We start from the raw sequence: 20,253 nt of genomic DNA, 5'->3' as shown, positions 1-20,253 counted from the left end.
TAGTGGTTAAATTCTTTTTAAAAGTTCAGACTTTTTAATATTAAATTCATCATCACTCAACGCATTAGAGTCGCGAAGTTGTGCTAACTTTTCAATTATTTGAAGCGTTTCGTCTACCGAGTATTGCCCCACAGTATTATTAGCCGGTGCTTCAACTTGGTTTGGTGTTAACGATGCAAAATTCGGCTGCGTTACTTGCTGCGTAAAGTCTTTTTGTGGTTCTGGAGGCGTTGGCGTTTGCCCGGAAATTAATGGCAGGGTATTTACATTAATTGTCCCCCACTGACTGTTAAATGTAAGAGAGGTATTATTGCCTTGCTGTTGGCTTACACCACCAATATTATGATCTAACGTGTCGTATACGCTCACTTGTCCATTTAATTCAACGGCTAAGCGATTAGGGAATATAGCGTAGCGAATATTATTTTGCGCACCACTGCTAAATGGGCTGCCTAGATTACCTGGCCACCACTGATTGCTGCCAGGCGATCCTGCAGGAATAACCGGAAATATTTGGTTATTGCTCAATATATTAGCAAGTTCGTTGCACAAGTTATCAACGGTTGATTTTAAGCCGTTGTTAAACATGTCGCCAACCATAGTCATTCCGCCACGCATCCATTGACCAGAACCACCAAGTTCTGGGCAATTAAACTGTGCCATGGAGCAACCGCCGTTATTAACGCTAACTAACATGTGAATTACTGCATCGTGACTGAGGTTATAACGAGATGCTATACCATTAACTAAGTTTTCACCGACATCTGTTAGCTTTTGCATAAGAAAATATCCTATTAGGTAGATTGGGTTGATTTAAAAAATCTGAAAATACGCCAGGGCTGCATTACCTTTAGCATTGATGATAATGAAAAATTAACAGGTTAGTGAGGTGTGTTGGTTTTTCAAATTGGACGTGTTCTGTTTTGTTTGAAATTAAAACACACCACTGCAAAACTAATCTTTAAAGTAAGCATCTATGTATTAAAAGTTGCTTTTTTTATCTCATCGAGATTGTTAGTTTTACTGTAACGTAAGCGGTTAAAAATCGATCTAGTATAGCACCGTTACTTACTTTAACAGCAGCTTTATTGTGAACTATTTCTTACTATTTAATGATTGTTTTTAATGATTTTTAAACTCTAAATAAATACTTTTAATTATAACCGTTTAGCGTTATAAATAACGGAGTAAGTATTTTTAAAAATTAACTTTATTTGTTTTATTTCAATATTTTAAATTAATTAGCTTTAATTGTAAGTTATTTTAAAGCACTATTTTGGTGCATTTTCTGCACCATTAAAAATCTAAAATTGATGGTTTAAATTACACTAAGTTTACTATTTATTGAATTGGTGTGCTTTTCCTATTAATTAGGTCAAAACCTTTATGCATAACGTTGCTTTGTGCAAGAGCCGCGAGTGGATGAACAGTACTACTTAAGCAAGTCTTTTGGTATAAAAATTGCACAAGTGAATTAGTCCAAATAATATTTTCAGCGTTATATTGTGGCCATACATTATTAAAGGGGAATTAATAGATGACAATTACAGTTGGGATTTCGCACCATACTCAGTATAAATACGATCGGTCAGTTAATATGGGGCCGCATATATTCCGATTACGTCCAGCGCCACATAGCCGTACAAAAATTAAAAGTTATTCTTTAAAAATAGTTCCAGAAGATCACTATATAAATTGGCAACAAGACCCTTTTGGTAATTACCAAGCGAGGGTGGTGTTTAACAAGCCAACTACCGAATTTAGTTTTACAGTAGATTTGGTCGCCGAACTAACGGTTATTAATCCTTTTGATTTCTTTTTAGAAGATTACGCCGAAAACTTCCCGTTTGTTTACGATGCTATTTCAAAGTCAGAACTCACTCCTTATTTAAAAAAACGTAAAGCGAGTCCAAAATTTAAAGAATTAATTGAATCTTTAAATCCTAAAGAGCCGCTTAGAAGCGTTGATTTTTTAGTGGCTGTTAATCAAGCTATTTATGAATTAGTAGGTTATGGCATTCGGCTAGAACCCGGTGTGCAAACGGCAAACGAAACAATAAGTAAAAAAACAGGTTCGTGTCGTGATTCTGCTTGGTTGTTAGTACAATTGTTTCGTCATTTAGGGTTGGCATCTCGATTTGTATCGGGTTACCTAGTACAGCTAACCTCAGATCAAAAATCACTAGATGGCCCAAGCGGTCCAGAAGAAGACTTTACCGATTTGCATGCATGGACCGAGGTGTATATTCCGGGTGCAGGTTGGATAGGGCTTGATCCTACCTCGGGTTTATTTGCTGGTGAAGGTCATATTCCATTGGCGTGTACGCCAGAGCCAAGCTCGGCAGCGCCGGTAACCGGCGGTATAGACGACTGTAAATCTGAGTTTAGCTTTTATAATAAAGTAACGCGTGTACACGAAGACCCACGTGTTACTAAGCCGTATTCTGAGGCGCAGTGGGCGGCAATTAACCGCTTAGGTCAGCACGTTGACAATGTTTACAGTGAAGAAAACATACATTTAACTATGGGTGGCGAACCTACGTTTATTTCTATTGACGATATGGAACATCCTCAGTGGAATACTGATGCCGATGGTAAAGAAAAAAGAATATTAGCTCAAAATTTATTTGTAGAAATGAATAAAGTATACACAAAAGGTGGCTTTACTCATTACGGACAAGGTAAATGGTATCCGGGTGAGCCATTACCACGTTGGCAATATGCGTGCTATTGGCGCAAAGACGGCGAGCCTTTATGGCAAGATGCTGCACTATTAGCCGATCCTAATAAAGATTATAAATTTGATTATACCGATACTAAAAAGTTTGCTGATAAACTGTGTGACTCACTTGGTCTTGAAACCAAGGCACTTACTACGGCTTATGAAGATATTTTATATCACATGTGGCAAGAAGCCTCATTACCTACCGAAATAAAGCCAGATCAACCAGAACTTCTCCATGCAATGAGCCGAAAAGGCTTTTTAGCTAAAATGGATAAAGGCATAGAAAAGCCTGTTGGCTATGTTCTACCTTTAAAATGGAACGATAGTAAAAACTGTTGGCAGTCGTGTACGTGGGAGTTTAAACGGGGTCATTGTTTTTTATTACCGGGTGAATCACCACTTGGTTATCGCCTACCTTTAGACAGCCTTGAGTGGAGCGGCAATATTATTGACCGCGACCCGTTTGATATTCCAGAAAATTTTACCAAAGCTAAAAAGCTTAAAAAGGGCTTTATTGGTAAAGAAATGGTTAAAACTGCGCTTGTAATGGAAGTGAGAGAGGGGCGTTTATATATATTTATGCCACCAACAAGTCATTTTGAACATTACATGGGTTTAATAAGTAGTATAGAGAGTGTGGCTAAAGACCTTAAAATGCCGCTTGTTATTGAAGGCTATAGCCCACCTAAAGATAGCCGCGTAGAAAAATACGCTGTAACGCCAGATCCAGGTGTTATTGAAGTAAACATTCATCCTTCAACATCGTGGGATCAATTAGTCAGTCGAACCACAACGTTATACGGTTTAGCAAAAGAATGCCGATTAGGTACTGATAAGTTTATGGCAGATGGTCGCCATACTGGTACTGGTGGTGGTAACCACGTAACGCTTGGTGGCGAAACACCTGAGCAAAGCCCATTTTTACGTAGACCCGATATTTTAAGAAGTTTTATTACCTATTGGCAGCATCATCCTGGTTTGTCGTATTTATTTTCGGGGCTTTTTATTGGTCCTACAAGCCAAGCGCCGCGAGTGGATGAAGCCCGTGATGAAGTTTTATACGAGCTAGAAATTGCCTTTTCGCATATGCCCGAAGGTGAGGTACCTGAGCCTTGGTTAGTTGATAGGTTACTGCGTAATTTATTAGTGGATTTAACGGGTAATACACACAGAGCAGAATTTTGTATAGATAAGCTCTATTCACCCGACTCAGCCACAGGTCGTTTAGGGATTGTAGAATTTAGAGGCTTTGAAATGCCTCCACATTCACAAATGAGTTTAGTGCAAATGCTACTGTTGCGTACTTTACTTGCTTGGTTTTGGAAAAAACCTTACCACAAGCCATTAATACGTTGGGGTACAGAGTTACACGACAAGTTTTTATTACCACAATATGTAGAAAACGATTTAGCTGAAGTAAGCCGCGATTTACAACAAGCAGGTTTTCAATTTCAGTTAAGTTGGTTAAATCCATTTTTTGAATTTAGGTTTCCGGTATGTGGCACGCGAGAACTTGATAACGTCACACTTGAGCTTAGAACCGCAATCGAGCCTTGGCATGTACTAGGCGAAGAGGCAAGTGCGTCGGGTACGGCGCGCTATGTAGATTCGTCATTAGAAAGAGTACAAATAAAAGTACAAGGAACAATGAGCGATCGCTATGTTGTAACGTGTAATGGTCGAAGAGTGCCGCTTAAACCGGTTAAAGGTAAAGCAAAAGATGAAATGGTCGCGGGTATACGATACCGAGCTTGGCAACCACCTACAGCGCTTCACCCAACTATTGGCGTACATGCACCATTAGTTTTTGATTTAATCGATACGTGGGAAGGACGTTCAGTTGGAGGCTTTGTATATCATGTGAGCCATGCTGGGGGTCGTAATCCTGAAACGCTACCGGTTAATGCATTTGAAGCTGAAGGGCGCAGAGTTGCAAGATTTTGGGAGCATGGGCATACACCATCGTTACTTGCATCAGCAGAACCAAGCTGGAGCCCATCGGCGGTTACGCATAGTTTTCAATCGGCGCAAAGCGCAAGTGAATACGTGGTACCTGATGAAGAAAGTAGTAATCCTGATTATCCAAATACCTTGGATTTACGCAGGCAGCCTAACTTTAAATAATAATTGATAGTTGTGTCATTCCACTTTGAAATTATTTAAAGTGGAATGACTAAATATTTTTAAAGCATCATTATGAACACGGCTATTTACTATAAATTGGAGCGCTTTCAGCTTGTATATTAACAATAACGCGATGCCGGAATTGCCTGAGTGGTTGTCTTTATACCTTGATAAATCACATGGACATGATGAACTAGCAAACCACAGTGGTTTAAACCCAGACCATTGGGATACTTTATTTAAGCGTTTAGCTAGTCTAACAGCAGATGATGTTAGTAGCCGCGCTACAGAAATTAGCCAATTGCTACAAAATGGCAATATTAAAAATGAAAGCAATAAACAGTGGCATTTCGACCCATTGCCATTTATGTTATCTAAAGCTGATTGGGCATTGCTTGAAGAGGGAATAAAACAAAGAACCCTTTTATTAAATAAAATTCAGCAAGATATTTACGGTGACCAAACATTATTAGTCGATGGTCATATTCCTGCAAAGCAGCTTTTTCAAGACCCTAATTACTTACGCGAAGGTTTTAGCTTACCTAGTAACGAATTAACACTATTTTTTACTGCATTAGATGTTTACCGCACGCCAACAGGCGAATTTAAAGTATTAAGCGATCATTGTCAGTGCCCGCTGGGCTTAGGGCTATTAATTAAAAGCCGTATTATTGCAAGGCGTGTAATGGCTGAAGAATTTGCCGAATGTAATGTTCAGCAAATTAAAGAATTTTTAAACCTATTCCAAGAGGGTATTAATGAATATACCCACTATATGGATGACCCACGAATTGTAATTCTCACCCAAGGAATTGATGACCCTAATTACAACGAGCATGCATTCCTATCTACCTACTTTGGCTACACATTAGTACAAAGCGCCGACTTAACCGTACGTGGTGGTGACGTTTGTTTAAAATCGTTACAAGGCTTGGGTAAAATTAATGTCATTTTACGCTGGGTTTCTGATCGTTGTATTGACTCTTTAGAGCAAACTGAATATTCACTTCATGGTATTCCGGGCTTATTACAATCGGTACGACAAGGGTCGGTTAAGGTTTTAAACCCGTTTGGTAGCGGTGTGCTCTCGTCACCTTCAATAAAGTGCAACTTAGAAAAGTTATCGCAGCAAATTTTAAAACAACCGCTGTTGTTAGGTGAGCCAAATTATTTAAGTGTAAAAGAAGCGCAAGCCGTTGATTGGAATAACCTCGAACTACTATCTGCTATAGACCCTACACTTAAGTTAGATGGAGTGTTAGACGAGCAAGAAATAAAGCTACTTATTAGCAAAGAACCCGATAATTACTTTTTCCAAGAAAAACCTTCTTTTAGCAGTGCACCATTTTGGCATGACGGACAATTAATCTCCAAGCCAGTGGTGTTTAGATGCTATGCATTAACCACAGAAAATGGCGTAGAAGTACTTCCTTCAGCACTGTGTTTTTCGAACGAAAAAAGTAACAATCCGAGAATATCTGGTTGGATCAAAGATACATGGATAAATACAGCCGATAGAGTTGATTTAGGCGAGCATAATCCACCGGTGCCAATTAGAAAAAGAATGGATGTAACGCTACTCGAAGGGGTTATTTCGAGCCGTACGGCTGAGCACCTTTTTTGGTTGGGTCGATACTTAGAACGCTGCGAAAACACCATACGTATATTGCGTATTTTTATAGACAAGTACACCGAGTTTTCTGTTTACCCAGATTCAATACGAAAAAGTATAGTGGCACGACTTTCTAATGCCATTAGGTCGCAATATATTGTTTATCCCTATATAGAACCTGATTTAAAACTAGATGGCATTGATGTAAATCTGTCTAAAGAAACTGCTTTTCAACTCCTTGCAGACGAGCAATGCGCTGGCAGTATTATTAATACATTAAAGTACATTGCTAATGCGTCGGTGCAAATTCAAGAATTACTATCTCATGATAGCCGCCGAATAATTGATGATATTAATGAGCAAATTAAAGTATTTAAAAATGTAAATATTAATATTCCAACGCGTGCAATGCAAAGCAGCCTAGATAGAGTTATAGGCTCAATTATGGCTTTTAATGGCTCGATTACAGATTGTATGCCAAATAGTAATGGCTGGTTTTTACTTGAAATGGGCAGAAGAGTAGAGCGTAGCTTACAAATAACATCATTAAGTGCGGCTTTATTAACCAAAGAGTTAGACGAGCCCGAAGAGCTTGGCTTACTTGAAGCAGTGCTAAGTTGCCAAGTTAGTTTAGTTACGCATAAGCGCCGATACAGAATGTATCAAACCATTGGTACAGGGCTTGAGTTATTACTTTTAGATGCTGAATACCCACGTTCTTTATTATTTCAGTTAGAGGAAATTAATAAGTTGTGTAAGCATTTACCCACAAAACGCAGACAAGGCGTAATTGCGGCACACGAAAAAGCAATTTTACTGTCTAAAACAAGTTGTTATGTAACTGAGAAAGATTACCTACAAAAAAGTGAAAATGGACAACGTAACCAGTTAATCGAATTTAACCATAATACGCGTATGAACTTAGATACATTTTGTGATGTATTATTACTACAGTATTTTTCTCATACCCAAACGGCAAATAAATTGAACTGGACTAATATTGAGCAAGCTCAATCGTGAAATATAAAATAAAGCACTCGACTACATACAACTATTCAGACTTTGTTAGTTTGTGTCAAAACCAAGCGCGATTAACGCCAAAAACGAATCGCGGGCAAATATGCCACAGTAGCCGTGTAGAAATTGAACCTACACCGACTTACTTACAAACATTTACTGATTATTTTAATAATCAGGTAACAGCGTTTGAAATAGCAATACAGCATAAAAAACTTAAAGTAACGATGATCAGCGAGGTAGAACTGTTAGTCGGCGCTAATAGCAATTTAGAGAGTGTTGATATTGCTTGGCGAAAAGTACGTGATTTATTGGTTAAACCAAATACAGCGGAATTATTAAAAACGTCTGAATTTGTACTACCTTCACAACTTATTCCAATAGATAAAGGAATTAAGGAATACGCATTAATTTCGTTTGATGCACACAAAAATATAATTTCTGCATGCAAAGATTTAATGGCACGGATTTTTCATGAATTTCATTATGATCCTGGTTTTACAACAATTAGTACGCCTTTGAGCACTGTTTTTGCACAAAAAAGGGGCGTTTGCCAAGACTTTGCACACTTTGCGCTTGCATGCTTACGCAGCGTAGGGTTAGCAGGTCGATACGTAAGTGGGTACATAGAAACCATGCCGCCAGAAGGCGAAGAAAAGCTAGAAGGTGCAGATGCAACTCATGCATGGTTTGCGGTATTTGTGCCAAACTTTGGTTGGGTTGATTTTGATCCAACAAATAATGTTTTACCACGCGATCAGCATATTACTCTAGCCGTAGGGCGAGACTTTTCTGACGTAACTCCTTTAAAAGGAGTGGTATTTGGTGGCGGTAGTCAACTGCTTGATGTAGCGGTTGATATGATTCGAATGGAATAGCAGTTTAACTACGTCATATATGATGATGGATAAGGTGAAAGAGTGTATGAAAATTGATTGGAAAGCGTACCAAACAAAAGGTTTCTTTGATGAATTAATTGATGCACAAGGAAACGTTAGATCGCATGGAACACAATTAGCACAATTTTTTGCTAATTTATCAGCAGAAGAATTAGTAAAAGCCAGAGCGGTTGCTGATTTAGCAATTAAAGAAATGGGGATTACTTTCACGGTTTACAACGAAGGTAATATGATAGATAGAGCCTGGCCGTTTGATATTATTCCTCGAACTATTGGTAAAAAAGAATGGCAAAGCGTAGAGGTTGGTTTAAAGCAACGTGTTGAAGCGCTTAACCTTTTTATAGATGATTTATACCACGACCAAAAAATAATAAAAGATGGTGTTTTTCCAAAAGGGTTACTAGAAAAATCAGTTAACTTTCGCCAGCAATGCGTGGGAATAAACCCGCCAAATAAAATATGGGCGCATATTTGTGGCTCAGATTTAGTACGCGATGGTAGCGGTACAATGTATGTGCTTGAGGATAACCTGCGTGTTCCTTCTGGTGTATCTTATATGCTTGAAAATCGCTCTGTAATGAAGCGTGTATTCCCTGAATTATTTGAGCAAGTATCGATTTTACCTGTTGATGATTACCCTTCACAATTATTTGATATGCTAGCGGCAATGTCGCCTCGTCCACAAGATAAACCAGAAGTCGTGGTACTTACTCCAGGGGTGTTTAACTCCGCTTATTTTGAACATTGTTACCTTGCCCAAGAAATGGGTTGCGAACTGGTAGAAGGGCGCGATTTAGTTGTTGAAAAAGATGACTGTGTATACATGAGAACAATCACAGGGCTACAACGAGTTGATGTTATTTATCGTCGTATAGATGATTTGTTTTTAGACCCAGAAGCCTTTTTACCAGAATCTCAACTTGGCGTTCCTGGATTAATGCGTGCTTGGTCTAAAGGTAATGTTGCTTTGGTTAATGCACCAGGCGCAGGTGTTGCTGATGACAAAGTAGTTTACGCCTATGTACCTGAGATGATTAAGTACTACTTAGGCGAGGAAGCTAAGCTTGCTAATGTCCCAACGTTCAAATGTTTAGACCCGAAAGAATGCGACCATGTGATTAAAAATATCGATAAGCTTGTTGTTAAACCAGCAAATGAATCTGGCGGATATGGCTTATTAATTGGTCCTAAATCGACTAAAAAAGAACAAGAAGCGTGTATTGCTCAAATTAAAGCGGACCCACGAAACTGGGTAGCTCAACCAACATTAGATTTATCAACAGTACCAACATTTGATGGTAATAAACCAGATGGTCGACATACCGATTTAAGACCGTTTATTTTATCATCAGGTAAAGATACGCAAGTTACCACTGGTGGATTAACGCGTGTTGCTATGGTTAAAGGCTCTTTGGTGGTTAATTCATCACAAGGTGGTGGCAGTAAAGATACTTGGATTGTTGACGAAGAGGCTAAATAATATGTTATCAAGAGTAGGCGAAACTTTATATTGGGTATCTCGATACATTGAGCGCGCGGAAAATGTGGCTCGTTTAATCAACGTTAACAATTTACTGATGATGGACTTACCCAAAGGCGTATGTACCGGCTGGGAGCCATTAATTGATATTATTGGTGTACGTAAAGCGTATTCAGAAAACCATACTGATTTTACTGAACAAAAAGCATTAAGGTATTTACTTGTTGGTAGTGATAACAGCTCGTCAATTTTAAACTCTATTACTTCGGCACGAGAAAGCGCGCGTACAATCCGCGATGTAATTCCTCGAGATGTATGGGAAGAAATTAACTCTCTTTATTATTATGTAAAAGATAATCAAAAAGAAGGGATAACAAAGCGCGGACGTTTTGATTATTTAAAAAAGATTATAGATTCAGCCCATCAAATATTTGGGGCGTTAGATGCCACAATTAATCATGATCAGGGCTATGTTTTTATCCGCTTTGGTTCGATTATAGAGCGCGCAGATATGACATCGCGAATTTTAGATATTCGCTCTGCTACGTTAATTACTAATGAAGAAGAAGTGAAGCCGTTTGATAATATTCAGTGGATCAGCTTATTGCGCTCATTAAGTGCTTATCAAATGTATCGCCAAGAAATGGGCGTTAGAGTACAGCGTGCAGATGTAATAGAATTTGTGATGCACAGCAAAGTATTTCCGCGATCTATTTTATTTTGTATGAATGAATTAAAAGCATTGGTTTTACCTTTGCCAAACTCAACAGAAATTATTAAATCAATTGACGATGCAATTATTGAGTTAGAAAATAAAGACGTACGAGTACTTAAAAATGGTCTGTTGCATGACTTTATCGATGAAATACAAATAGACTTAGCTGGAATACATAATGGACTAGCCGAGACGTATTTTTTAAAACAAGCAGAATAATAAAAACTGTATATTGTGAAATGACTGCTTAGGGCGTGTTGAACTTTGGCGGTTGAATTTACAGCAGACTGTTTGGTTTTTAGGCAAGGCAGAGCCTATGTAGTGTGGTTATTCCCCATTAATGGGCGATAATGCAGCATAAATACCAAACATGCGCTGCCCTCTGAGTTCTTTCTAGGGACGATTAACTCTTTGTTGCTCGGTTTTTACTTAGCCCACTAGGTTACAAACCTAGCGCCGCGATTTAATCGCCCCTAGATTGAATAAATTTCAATCCACAAAGATAAACACGCCCTAGTCTTGAGGGGTCATTTTTTTGCTTAAATTTATTTATAATAATTTTAAAACCTGCATAATTAATCTTTACTTCCTCATCCGTTGGTATCGCAATGAAAATCATCTCGACTAATATCTCTAAAATTAAAACTCTTATTCATAATGGTAAAGAGGTGAAAACGGGAATATTCAAAACCCCAACTAACGAACCTGTTGTTATTGAAAAACTAAACATTATAGGTGACGAGCAAGCTGATTTAGTTAATCACGGCGGTGTAGATAAAGCGGTATATGCTTTTTCGCACAATCATTATGAGTATTGGAAACAAACCCTCGAGAATGATGATTTAGCAGTAGGTGCCTTTGGCGAAAACTTCACGATTTCTGACCTTAATGAAGCGAATATACACATAGGTGACCATATTCGAATTGGTACTGCACTGCTTGAAGTAAGCCAGCCTCGTGTACCCTGTTTTAAACTCGCTATCGCCCTTAATAATAAAAACAGCCTTAAATTGTTTACGCAGCATTACTGCACTGGCGTTTATTTTAGGGTACTAGAGCAAGGCGTTGCAAAAACGGGTGATAGTGTTGTTATCGAGAAGAAAGCCTCGCACGACATATCAGTTAAAAAACTGTTCCAGGCATTTTTTGATAAAAAATACGTAGGTTATGAAGACATACTTTTAGAAGCATTAACTTTGCCAGAGCTTGCTGTAGAGTGGCAAGAAAAGCTAAAGAAGAAGCTTGCTATTAAAAGTGAATAAAGCAGTTTAAAACTGTTTTATTCCCGCGCTATCATTCTTTAAAAAGTGTTCCTGCAACCTATTTATTAAACTTTGAAGAACAGGTCCTGTTGATTGGCTTCTTGAAACAACGCATCCCACAGGAGTAAGCCAACCGCCTTGTTCATGAGTAACGGGTAGCGTTACCACTTCAGCTTGGTTTATATACCTCTTAATAGCAAGCTCGGGTACAAGCGCCCAACCAATACCCTGAACTACTAAGTCGATAAGGGTTTGATGTGTATTTGCGTACCAAATTCTAGAGCTAATTGCGTAGCTAAACCATAACTCTTTTTGGCTAAGGCTGCGATGAACACATTGCCTATGGGCTTTTAAGTCATTGCTTGTTACAGCCTTTAGCTTTGCAAGCGGGTGTTCTGGTGATGAAATCGTTAAAAATCGAGCTTGACCTAATAGAAAAAAATCCATATCAACTTTTAGTTCCCCATCACTATAAATGATACCTACTTGTGCTTTTCCTATTTTTACTAAGTTTTCTACATCGTCAGTTGTTGTCGATATTATTTCGAAATTAGTAATCGGGAACTGATCAGCAAGTGGGGCAATCACTTTTAAAATATCTTGATTATTTAGGCTTTCATCAATAGCTATAATTACCTCATGCTCATAATTTTTTGCTAATGCATCCACTTTTTGGTCAAAATATTTTTGCTGATGAAGTATAGAGTATGCGACAGGTAACAATGCCTTACCGCTAATCGTTAAGCTGGGTATATTTTTATTACGCGTAAACAATGTTTGATTAATCGCTATTTCAAGATTAGAAATAGCTTGGCTAATTCCCGATTGTGCACGGTTAAGCTTTCGGGCTGTTGCCGAAAAAGATCCTGTTTCTACTACGGTTACAAAAATTTTTAGTTGCTCAAAACTATACATATCATTCAACTTAAAGGTGAGTACTTATTTGCTCATCTTATCACTAAAGGTGATGGCTACTAACTTTGCAAATAATTAAATTATGTCACTATTATTTTCTTTAATTATTTGGCGTAAAAGGGGGGTAATTATGGATGCAAAAATGGGGTCGCTAGAGAGGATATTTCAGGCTGTTTTGTTTGAAGTATTAGCGGTAACGCTGTCGATTATTGGTTTGGCTGTATTTACAGAGCATGCAATATCGGCTTTATCGGGCACTATGATTATAATTGCAACGATTGCGATGTGTTGGAATTTTGTTTTTAATTGGTTTTTTGACAAAGTAGCTACCGGTGCAAAAGAGCAACGTTCTGTATTATTCCGTATTTTTCACGTGATTTTATTTCAAGGCGGGTTACTTGTTTTTACTATTCCCGTAATGGCGAGCATTTTAAACGTAGGCTTATGGGAAGCATTAATAATGGATATCGGCGTAACTTTTTTTATAACCCTTTACGCTTTTACTTTTAACCTAGTGTACGACCACACACGAGCCTATATTTTTCATTCAAAAAATGCTGCATGTTAATACACTTTTTAAATATGGTATGACTTAACAAAGTTTTGTATTTAGCTACTGGTGTATTTGCCAATGCACCAGTACTTTTAGAGGCGTAATATTACCCAAGTTTGCTTTATAGTGGCAAAAAACTAATAAAGGATCTTTTTATTAAAAGTGAATAAAGCTAAATATCAACTGTTATTCATAGAGGAGCTAGTAAAAAAGATAAAATCTGCTATACCTAAGGTTATAAATACTATAATTATTATAGTGTTATTTAAAGATTTTTGGGTTAGTAGCTAAAATAGGTGTCGTATATGAATATCTCAAGAAAACTGATGCTTATTGTAATATTAACTGCAGCAGAGATAAGTATTACTGTCTACTCAGCTTTTGAAATAGCTAAAGGGGCTAAGTTTCATCAACTTAACTTTCTTCATTTAAAGTATACACATCAACTTACCAAGTCAGTTAAAAAAATAGAAAATGATATCCCCATAGATATAAATGCCATTGAGTCGGATATATTGTTAATTAGGCAGCAACCTATTGAATGTATTGAACAAATAAACCCGTTAAATTATGCTGTTATGAAAGTTATTAACACAGATCATACATTAACAATCTGTGAAAACGATATTGAAATTGCTGATAAAGCCTTATTGTCAGTTAATCAGTATAAAAAGGGGGAACTTAGTAGAGACGCTTTTTTACTAAATCTTAATACTTCGCTAAGTGGCTTTAATAAAAATACGGAGCTGTTTGAGGAACCAATTAGAAAAACAGTATCGTTTATACTAATGACGTTAATTCCACTTGTTATAATCATATCTTTTTTTAATATTCTTTTTATAAGTTATCTTTCTCGCACAATATCGAGCTCTATTCGAAATCTAACTCTACTTTTATCAAGTAAGCCCGAAAACAATATTAATCTGGACGATGAACTTGATATAAAAACGTCGGGTGAATTAAAAGCACTCGTTATCGCGGCCAGACAGCGAATTAAAAATGATCTTTTAAATATTGAAAACAGTATTGAACTCAAAGAGATTATAAACAGCCAGACAGCTTCCCTGCAGCAAGCAAATGATGAGCTTGCCCAGTTTGCTTATCGGGCTTCCCATGACCTGAAGTCACCGCTGTCAGGGGCTAAATCCCTAGCGCATTTTGTTATCGAAGATATAAAAGCGGGAGACACAGAGGAGGCAAGCCGAAATGCACTGGTTATTTATCAACAAATGGAAAAGTTAGAAACACTTGTTGTTGATATTTTATTGTTAGCCAAAGCTGAAATTGGTAATGAGGATAAAGATTTAATTGACTTTAATCAGTTAATTATTGATATGAAAGAACGACTGTCTTGGCTCATGAAAGATAATCCTTGTACGCTCGAAACAACAATTAATCTATCAGTACCTATAAGGTCGGAAAAAGCGCGTTTTGCTCAAATTATTGAAAATTTGATATCAAATGGGTTGAAGTATTACGACAGAAATAAAGACTCGCCTTATGTCCGCTGTGACATTTTTAATGAGCAAGAGACGTTTTTTATTACTGTTACAGATAACGGAATGGGAATACCACAAAAGCATCAAAGTGAAGTGTTTGATATGTTTAAGCGATTTCATGCACAGACGAGCACAGGCTCTGGTTTAGGGATGGCGCTGGTTAAAAAACATATTGAGTATTTAAATGGTGAAGTATCACTGCAAAGCTCTGATGAAGGTACGACGTTTAAAATAATAATACCAATGGATAAGCTAACATGACAAAAATTAAACCCCCTATATTAATTGTCGATGACAATGAAGTTGACCGGTATATTCTTAAAAGATTAATTAAAGAGGCTGAATTAGATCTTACAATTTTTGAAAAAAAAGATGGTCAGGAAGCATTAGAATTTCTAGAAAATTATGAAGCTAACAGAAAAGAGTACCCTGATGGATTTCCTCCAATACTCATATTTTTGGACATCAATATGCCAAGAGTCAATGGTATTCAGTTTTTAGAAGAGTTTTCTAAACTGAGGAAGATGATAGAAATCAGCTCGTGTGTGGTTATGATGTTTAGCTCATCAGAAAGAGAAGAAGAAAAAAAGATTATAATGTCACACGATTTTGTTAAAGGTTACCTTGTAAAAGGAAGTTTTCAGGCAGCAGAGTTAAAAGAAAAAGTATTGGCTGTCATCGGTCAGCATTTGGAAAAACACAGCTGATTTGCATGTGTTTTAGGTTTTAACCCGCTAGGCGGTGCAAATTGGAGAACCTTTAGTTTGAGTATGTGGCACAAACCAAAGGTTTTTAGCTTAAGGTTACACAGATGTTTGATTTAAGCTTCAATTTTATTTTACAAAGGCTCAAAATAACCTATTTATTAAAGTTTTATTTTTTTACTATAGTCATCGAGCAGCAAATTAATTTCGTTTACAGGCATAGGCTTTGAAAAGAGAAAACCTTGCAAGTAGTCTATATTTAATTTTTTACACAGCTGATGCTGGGTTTCAGTTTCGATTCCTTCAGCTACCACAGAAAAATCTAGTTTCTTCAGCATTAAAGATAAGCTCTCGATTATTTTTAATCGTTTATTATTTTCTCCACCTAACGATTGCATGCTTTTGTCTAATTTTACTATATCAATAGGGTAGGAAATAAGGTGAGATATGGATGAATAACCCATACCAAAATCGTCCAAAGCAATCCTAAACCCTTTATTAGACAAAGAAGTTAATATTTCAATCACTTCTTTACTGTTTTCCATAAAAGCTGTTTCTGTTATTTCCAGAATAATACTACTGGTTTTTAAATTGTATTTTTCGACCGTCTCTAATAGATACGTTTGTAAAACTTCTCTTTGCAGTTGTATCGGTGAAATATTAATAGATAGAGTTAACGGCGTTTGATAGTCTTTCTGCCACAAAGATAACTGCTTTAAAGCGCTCGCAATTATCCATTTTCCAAGAGGGGCTATTAATCGGCACTCTTCAGCAATAGGAATAAACTCATCGGGGGTATAATTAACGGTTGTATCTGGCCAACGGATAAGGGCTTCGACACCTGTCATTATTTGTGTTTTTGAACAGTAAACAGGTTGATAAAATAGCCTAAAGTTTTTTTCCTCTATATGCTCTTTTATACTATTTTGAATATCTACCCGACGACTAAATTCATATTGATATTGCTCTTTGTAAAAGCTTATTCTACTTTTACCACTTTGTTTTGAGCGATACATTGCAATATCAGCACATTTTAGCAGTTCATGAGATTCAGTAGCATCATTTGGGTATATGGCGCTTCCAATGCTAACACTGCAATTTAAAGTTCTGCCTTCATGCAAAAAGGGTTTAGAAACTTCAGCTAAAATTCTATTTGCTATCATACCTATTTGATTAATATTGCAAATTCCACCTATTATAACTGCAAATTCATCGCCTCCTAAGCGTGCAAATCCTTCATTTTGCCTCAGGCAACTATGAATCCTTTCTACTGTTTGTATTAAAATTTCGTCGCCGACACTATGCCCAAGCGTATCATTAATATTTTTGAAGTTATCTAAATCTAAAGCAAGTAACGCCACGCAGTTTTTAGCACGTTTATTGTTAGCTATCATTACTTTTAGTATTTCTTCAAAATGATATCGATTAGACAAACCAGTAAGCTGATCCCGTTCTGCCATATGCTTTACAGCAAGATAACTGTTGTGCATACGTTGTTCTGCCTCGAAGCGTTTTTTGGCATATATAAGCGCTTTATTTAAACTATCCCTCGTTATATCACCTTTTGGTAAAAAGTCTTGAGCGCCGGCTTCTATACACTCAATAGCCAAAGCTGAATTTTCTGAGGAGCTAATCATGATAATTGCGGTGTTACCGAGTTTAGGCTTTGCACGCATTTCAATTAGCATTTCAATGCCATCTTCTTTAGGCATATTATAATCGAGTAGTATTATATCAAAGTGCGTGTCTTCAATGGCTTTCAAGCCCTCGGATACGCACGTTACCTCGGTAATGTCATGATGATGAGAGCCATCAGAAATAAGCATTTTTTTAATTAATTTGCGATCAACTAAGTCATCATCAACAATTAAAATATTCATAAGTTCCTTCTAAGAGCAGCATCTACATGATGCTCGTTTATAATTGATAATTTCATAGTTAAACTTTGGGCCAATAAATAGTGAATGTACTGCCAAGTTCCACATCGGAGGCTACTTCAATTTTGCCCCCATAATTAATAATGAGCTTATTGGCAATACAGAGTCCAATGCCGCTCCCTTCAACATCATCTCGAGATTGCAATGTCTGAAATAACTTAAATATGAGTGAAAAATATTTAGGGTCAATTCCAGGGCCATTATCTGTTATCTCAATAATGTAATATTGATTAGAGGGGATAAGTGAAATATCGATAACCGGGTGCTCTTTATTGTTATGTTTTATTGCATTACTAATAAGATTTTGAAAAACAGTTTTAAAAGGGATCAGCGGTATATCGAGTACTTCGTTATTGGCGTGTATATCAACAGTGACAGCTTGTGGAACTTCTAAAATTTGTTCTATATCTTGGTAAATACTTTCTAAAGATATGTTTGCATGAGTTGGATCACAGCTATTTATTCTCGAGTAGCTTAGTAAATCTTCTAGCAGTACTTGCATTCTATTAGCCCGGCTGAGCACAAGCTGAAAGTTTTCTAGGTGCTCTTGAGGGAGTAAATCTTTACAGTCATCATAAATCCACTCTAATAAACGTTTTATAGCATTTAATGGTGACTTTAGATCGTGTGAAGCAATACTGGTAAATTCATCTAGTTCATCGCTCATTTTTTGTAATTTTTTGATTAGGCGATCTTTTTCAGTTTCGTCTTTTTTTAGCTCGCTAATTGTTGAGTGAAACTTAGAACTGTTTATTTTATCTAATGAATTTTTACGTTGGACTAACTGATTAACAAAGTTTTTTTGTAAACTATTTAAGATTAATTTTTCTTTTTCGGTAAGTAGTGAATCACTTGCTCGGTCAAATATAAACCATCCAAATTTAAGGTTTGAGGGCAAAATAATAGGTGATACCACTCTAAATATTTTAGGAGCATGCTCGATAATCGATTCATTAAAAACGTCATCAGATAGTTGCTCTTTAGCTACTGTTATTTTTGAACCTGATTTATATAGCTCGACAGCACGTTGAGGCAGGTTAGCAACAATAGAGAATGAGCTCGTATCAAAAATGTTTAAAATTAGCTCAGCAAAGCTTTCTAAGCTTGTTTGAATGTCATTATCAAGAGAAGTCGTTAATTGCTGCTCATCTATTAATGATACACCTTCTAAATAACTCTCTACATTGGGCATTCAAACTCCTACAACAGTATTAAATAAATATGCCTCATTAAAATGAGATGCAACAAATGATTAACTTATTGTAGTTGATTATTTTGAATGTGTTGAATTATTCACTTTATAAATTAACGCCAAATTAAAGCCTTACCTTATTATAGTCAGTAGCTTATGAATCTATTTTCTAATAAGGTAAAACTAAGTCTGATCGTGAAATTTATAACTGAATAAATAAGTATTATGTAGGGTAGTGTTCTTACTAAAGATCAACATGCCCAAGTAAAAACAGCATATTTAATCGCTCATTTGTACAATTGTTTGCGCTACGCTAAATAAGGTTTTATGTGTATCCATTGCTTGTTTTTGTAGCTGTTTATGGGCTTGCTCTTCAGTGAGCTTTAACTGCTCAATAAGTATGTACTTGGCTTGGTGAATTACCTTTTGCTCACTAATTACTTTTTTAGCGTCAAGTAACGCTTGGTTTATTTGTTTAATATGCTGGCTTTGCTCGATAATTAAATCGTACATACTTTTATTACTATTGAGCTTATCGGCCGCTATGTTTTGGCTCACTTCTGGCTCTGGTTGCTTAACGGCTAATTGGCCAAAAGTAGGGGCTATGTGTTGCTCTACCATATTGTTAAGTACCTGCTTATTTGTATTTAAGCTACGTTGAGCACAGGCTATTTGCATTGCTGCGGTATCAATTAACTGATCTGCTATATTTTGTTCAATTTTGTGCATTATATCTATGCGCGTAGTGGTTACTTCGTACCATACTTCGCTAAGTTGTGAGAGCGGTTGAGCGTTCTCGTCATCGAGCTTTTGCAGTAAACTTCTAAGTTGCTCTACCTGATTATTAACCTGATGCGTTGTTAGTGTGCCAAAATATTTTAAAAGGTGCGCATCGGCGTACTCATTAAAAAAGTCAAAGCTGTGGTTTTGCTCTTGTACAAAATGCGCGAGTTGTTGTTTTTGTTCTGTGGTAAATTTACTCGCTGCAAATGCTTGTGCACCACAGGCACGCTCTTGTCCTGCGTATTCTTTACCTTGCATAAAATTAAAAAATGCGACTAATAAGCGCGTTATTTTGGGATCGCTTGCGCCATCAGCTGCCTCTAAAATAATATTGAGTAAACTAGCAATTAACTGAGTGAATGACTGCGTAGCATGTACCGCACTAATGTTTTGTTGTGCTATTTGCTTGCGCAATACCGGTAATGCATCGAGTGCTTGTAAGCTATAGGTAATTAAATTAAATAACCGAGTATGGCCAGTATCGGCGTTGTCGTTTATAAATGTTTGTTTAAGAGAATCATAAAATGCAGTTTGTGCGCTGTCGCTTAAAGGGATTTGTTCTTGTAATTGGGTTTTAAATCGCTCTCGATTTGAGGCCAAAAATATATTACTCATTGCGCGTTCTTTTTGTAACTGATGTACAAAATCGCCTAATTTAGTAAGCGAGGCACAACTGTTTTGTAATTGCTTTAGCGCGTGTATTTCTTGATACTTTGCTGCTAATAAAAACTGTTTTGTGAGAGGATTGCTTGTCGCCATTGGTATTATTCCACACTTTTTTGTTTTTAAAGTGCAACCATTGTTCCAATCATTAATAAATTTCATCATTGAATTTA

The 20,253-nt window shown here is 36.8% G+C and carries 14 protein-coding genes; 9 read left to right on the top strand and 5 right to left on the bottom strand.

Annotation, left to right across the window (positions count from 1 at the left end; genetic code table 11):
- Nucleotides 1-6: 6 nt before the first annotated feature.
- Nucleotides 7-780, bottom strand: coding sequence for an SHOCT domain-containing protein (locus GQR45_RS14860; protein WP_165726348.1), 774 nt, complete (start codon nt 778-780; stop codon nt 7-9).
- 757 nt (nt 781-1,537) lie between these two features.
- On the opposite strand from GQR45_RS14860, the gene GQR45_RS14855 reads away from it, so the two are divergent.
- From GQR45_RS14855 to GQR45_RS14830, 6 genes are all read left to right on the top strand, one after another.
- Nucleotides 1,538-4,849, top strand: a complete 3,312-nt coding sequence (locus GQR45_RS14855; protein WP_165726347.1) for a transglutaminase family protein — start codon at nt 1,538-1,540, stop codon at nt 4,847-4,849.
- Between the two features lie 112 nt (nt 4,850-4,961).
- A complete protein-coding gene (locus GQR45_RS14850; protein ID WP_024611321.1) occupies nt 4,962-7,481 on the top strand; it encodes a circularly permuted type 2 ATP-grasp protein in 2,520 nt (839 codons plus the stop codon).
- Nucleotides 7,478-8,356, top strand: a complete 879-nt coding sequence (locus tag GQR45_RS14845) for a transglutaminase family protein (protein ID WP_024590933.1) — start codon at nt 7,478-7,480, stop codon at nt 8,354-8,356. The genes GQR45_RS14850 and GQR45_RS14845 overlap by 4 nt, the downstream gene beginning before the upstream one ends.
- 46 nt (nt 8,357-8,402) lie before the next feature.
- A complete protein-coding gene (locus GQR45_RS14840; protein WP_007585223.1) occupies nt 8,403-9,857 on the top strand; it encodes a circularly permuted type 2 ATP-grasp protein in 1,455 nt (484 codons plus the stop codon).
- Nucleotide 9,858: 1 nt separating this feature from the next.
- Complete coding sequence (locus GQR45_RS14835; protein ID WP_165726346.1) at nt 9,859-10,791, top strand: alpha-E domain-containing protein; 933 nt, start codon at nt 9,859-9,861, stop codon at nt 10,789-10,791.
- 389 nt (nt 10,792-11,180) lie between these two features.
- A complete protein-coding gene (locus GQR45_RS14830) occupies nt 11,181-11,834 on the top strand; it encodes an MOSC domain-containing protein (protein WP_101216456.1) in 654 nt (217 codons plus the stop codon).
- 6 nt (nt 11,835-11,840) lie between these two features.
- On the opposite strand, the gene GQR45_RS14825 is transcribed toward GQR45_RS14830, so the two are convergent.
- Nucleotides 11,841-12,749, bottom strand: a complete 909-nt coding sequence (locus GQR45_RS14825) for a LysR family transcriptional regulator (RefSeq protein ID WP_165726345.1) — start codon at nt 12,747-12,749, stop codon at nt 11,841-11,843.
- A 130-nt stretch (nt 12,750-12,879) separates the two neighbouring features.
- On the opposite strand from GQR45_RS14825, the gene GQR45_RS14820 reads away from it, so the two are divergent.
- The 3 genes from GQR45_RS14820 to GQR45_RS14810 all read left to right on the top strand — a co-directional run bounded on the left by GQR45_RS14820 (nt 12,880) and on the right by GQR45_RS14810 (nt 15,508).
- Nucleotides 12,880-13,317: a PACE efflux transporter gene (locus GQR45_RS14820; protein WP_197192923.1), complete on the top strand. Its 438-nt coding sequence runs from the start codon at nt 12,880-12,882 to the stop codon at nt 13,315-13,317.
- A gap of 290 nt (nt 13,318-13,607) precedes the next feature.
- A complete protein-coding gene (locus GQR45_RS14815; RefSeq protein WP_024593786.1) occupies nt 13,608-15,062 on the top strand; it encodes a HAMP domain-containing sensor histidine kinase in 1,455 nt (484 codons plus the stop codon).
- A complete protein-coding gene (locus GQR45_RS14810) occupies nt 15,059-15,508 on the top strand; it encodes a response regulator (RefSeq protein ID WP_010552557.1) in 450 nt (149 codons plus the stop codon). The genes GQR45_RS14815 and GQR45_RS14810 overlap by 4 nt, the downstream gene beginning before the upstream one ends.
- Nucleotides 15,509-15,666: 158 nt before the next feature.
- Here the strand turns inward: GQR45_RS14810 and GQR45_RS14805 are convergent, their stop codons facing one another.
- The 3 genes from GQR45_RS14805 to GQR45_RS14795 all read right to left on the bottom strand — a co-directional run bounded on the left by GQR45_RS14805 (nt 15,667) and on the right by GQR45_RS14795 (nt 20,176).
- Nucleotides 15,667-17,385 (bottom strand): GGDEF domain-containing response regulator, encoded by a 1,719-nt coding sequence (locus GQR45_RS14805; RefSeq protein ID WP_165726344.1) that lies wholly within the window; start codon nt 17,383-17,385, stop codon nt 15,667-15,669.
- A gap of 58 nt (nt 17,386-17,443) precedes the next feature.
- A complete protein-coding gene (locus GQR45_RS14800) occupies nt 17,444-18,634 on the bottom strand; it encodes a HAMP domain-containing sensor histidine kinase (protein ID WP_165726343.1) in 1,191 nt (396 codons plus the stop codon).
- Nucleotides 18,635-18,913: 279 nt separating this feature from the next.
- The gene (locus tag GQR45_RS14795; protein ID WP_165726342.1) at nt 18,914-20,176 is read right to left on the bottom strand and encodes a nitrate- and nitrite sensing domain-containing protein; all 1,263 of its coding nucleotides are present in this window, start codon (nt 20,174-20,176) and stop codon (nt 18,914-18,916) included.
- Nucleotides 20,177-20,253: the final 77 nt, after the last annotated feature.

Origin of the sequence: Pseudoalteromonas sp. SA25 (assembly GCF_011378705.1) — a bacterium.
Lineage (GTDB): Bacteria > Pseudomonadota > Gammaproteobacteria > Enterobacterales > Alteromonadaceae > Pseudoalteromonas > Pseudoalteromonas arctica.
The sequence above is the reverse complement of the archived record's forward strand: the minus strand, read 5'-3'. Positions and strand labels throughout refer to the sequence as shown.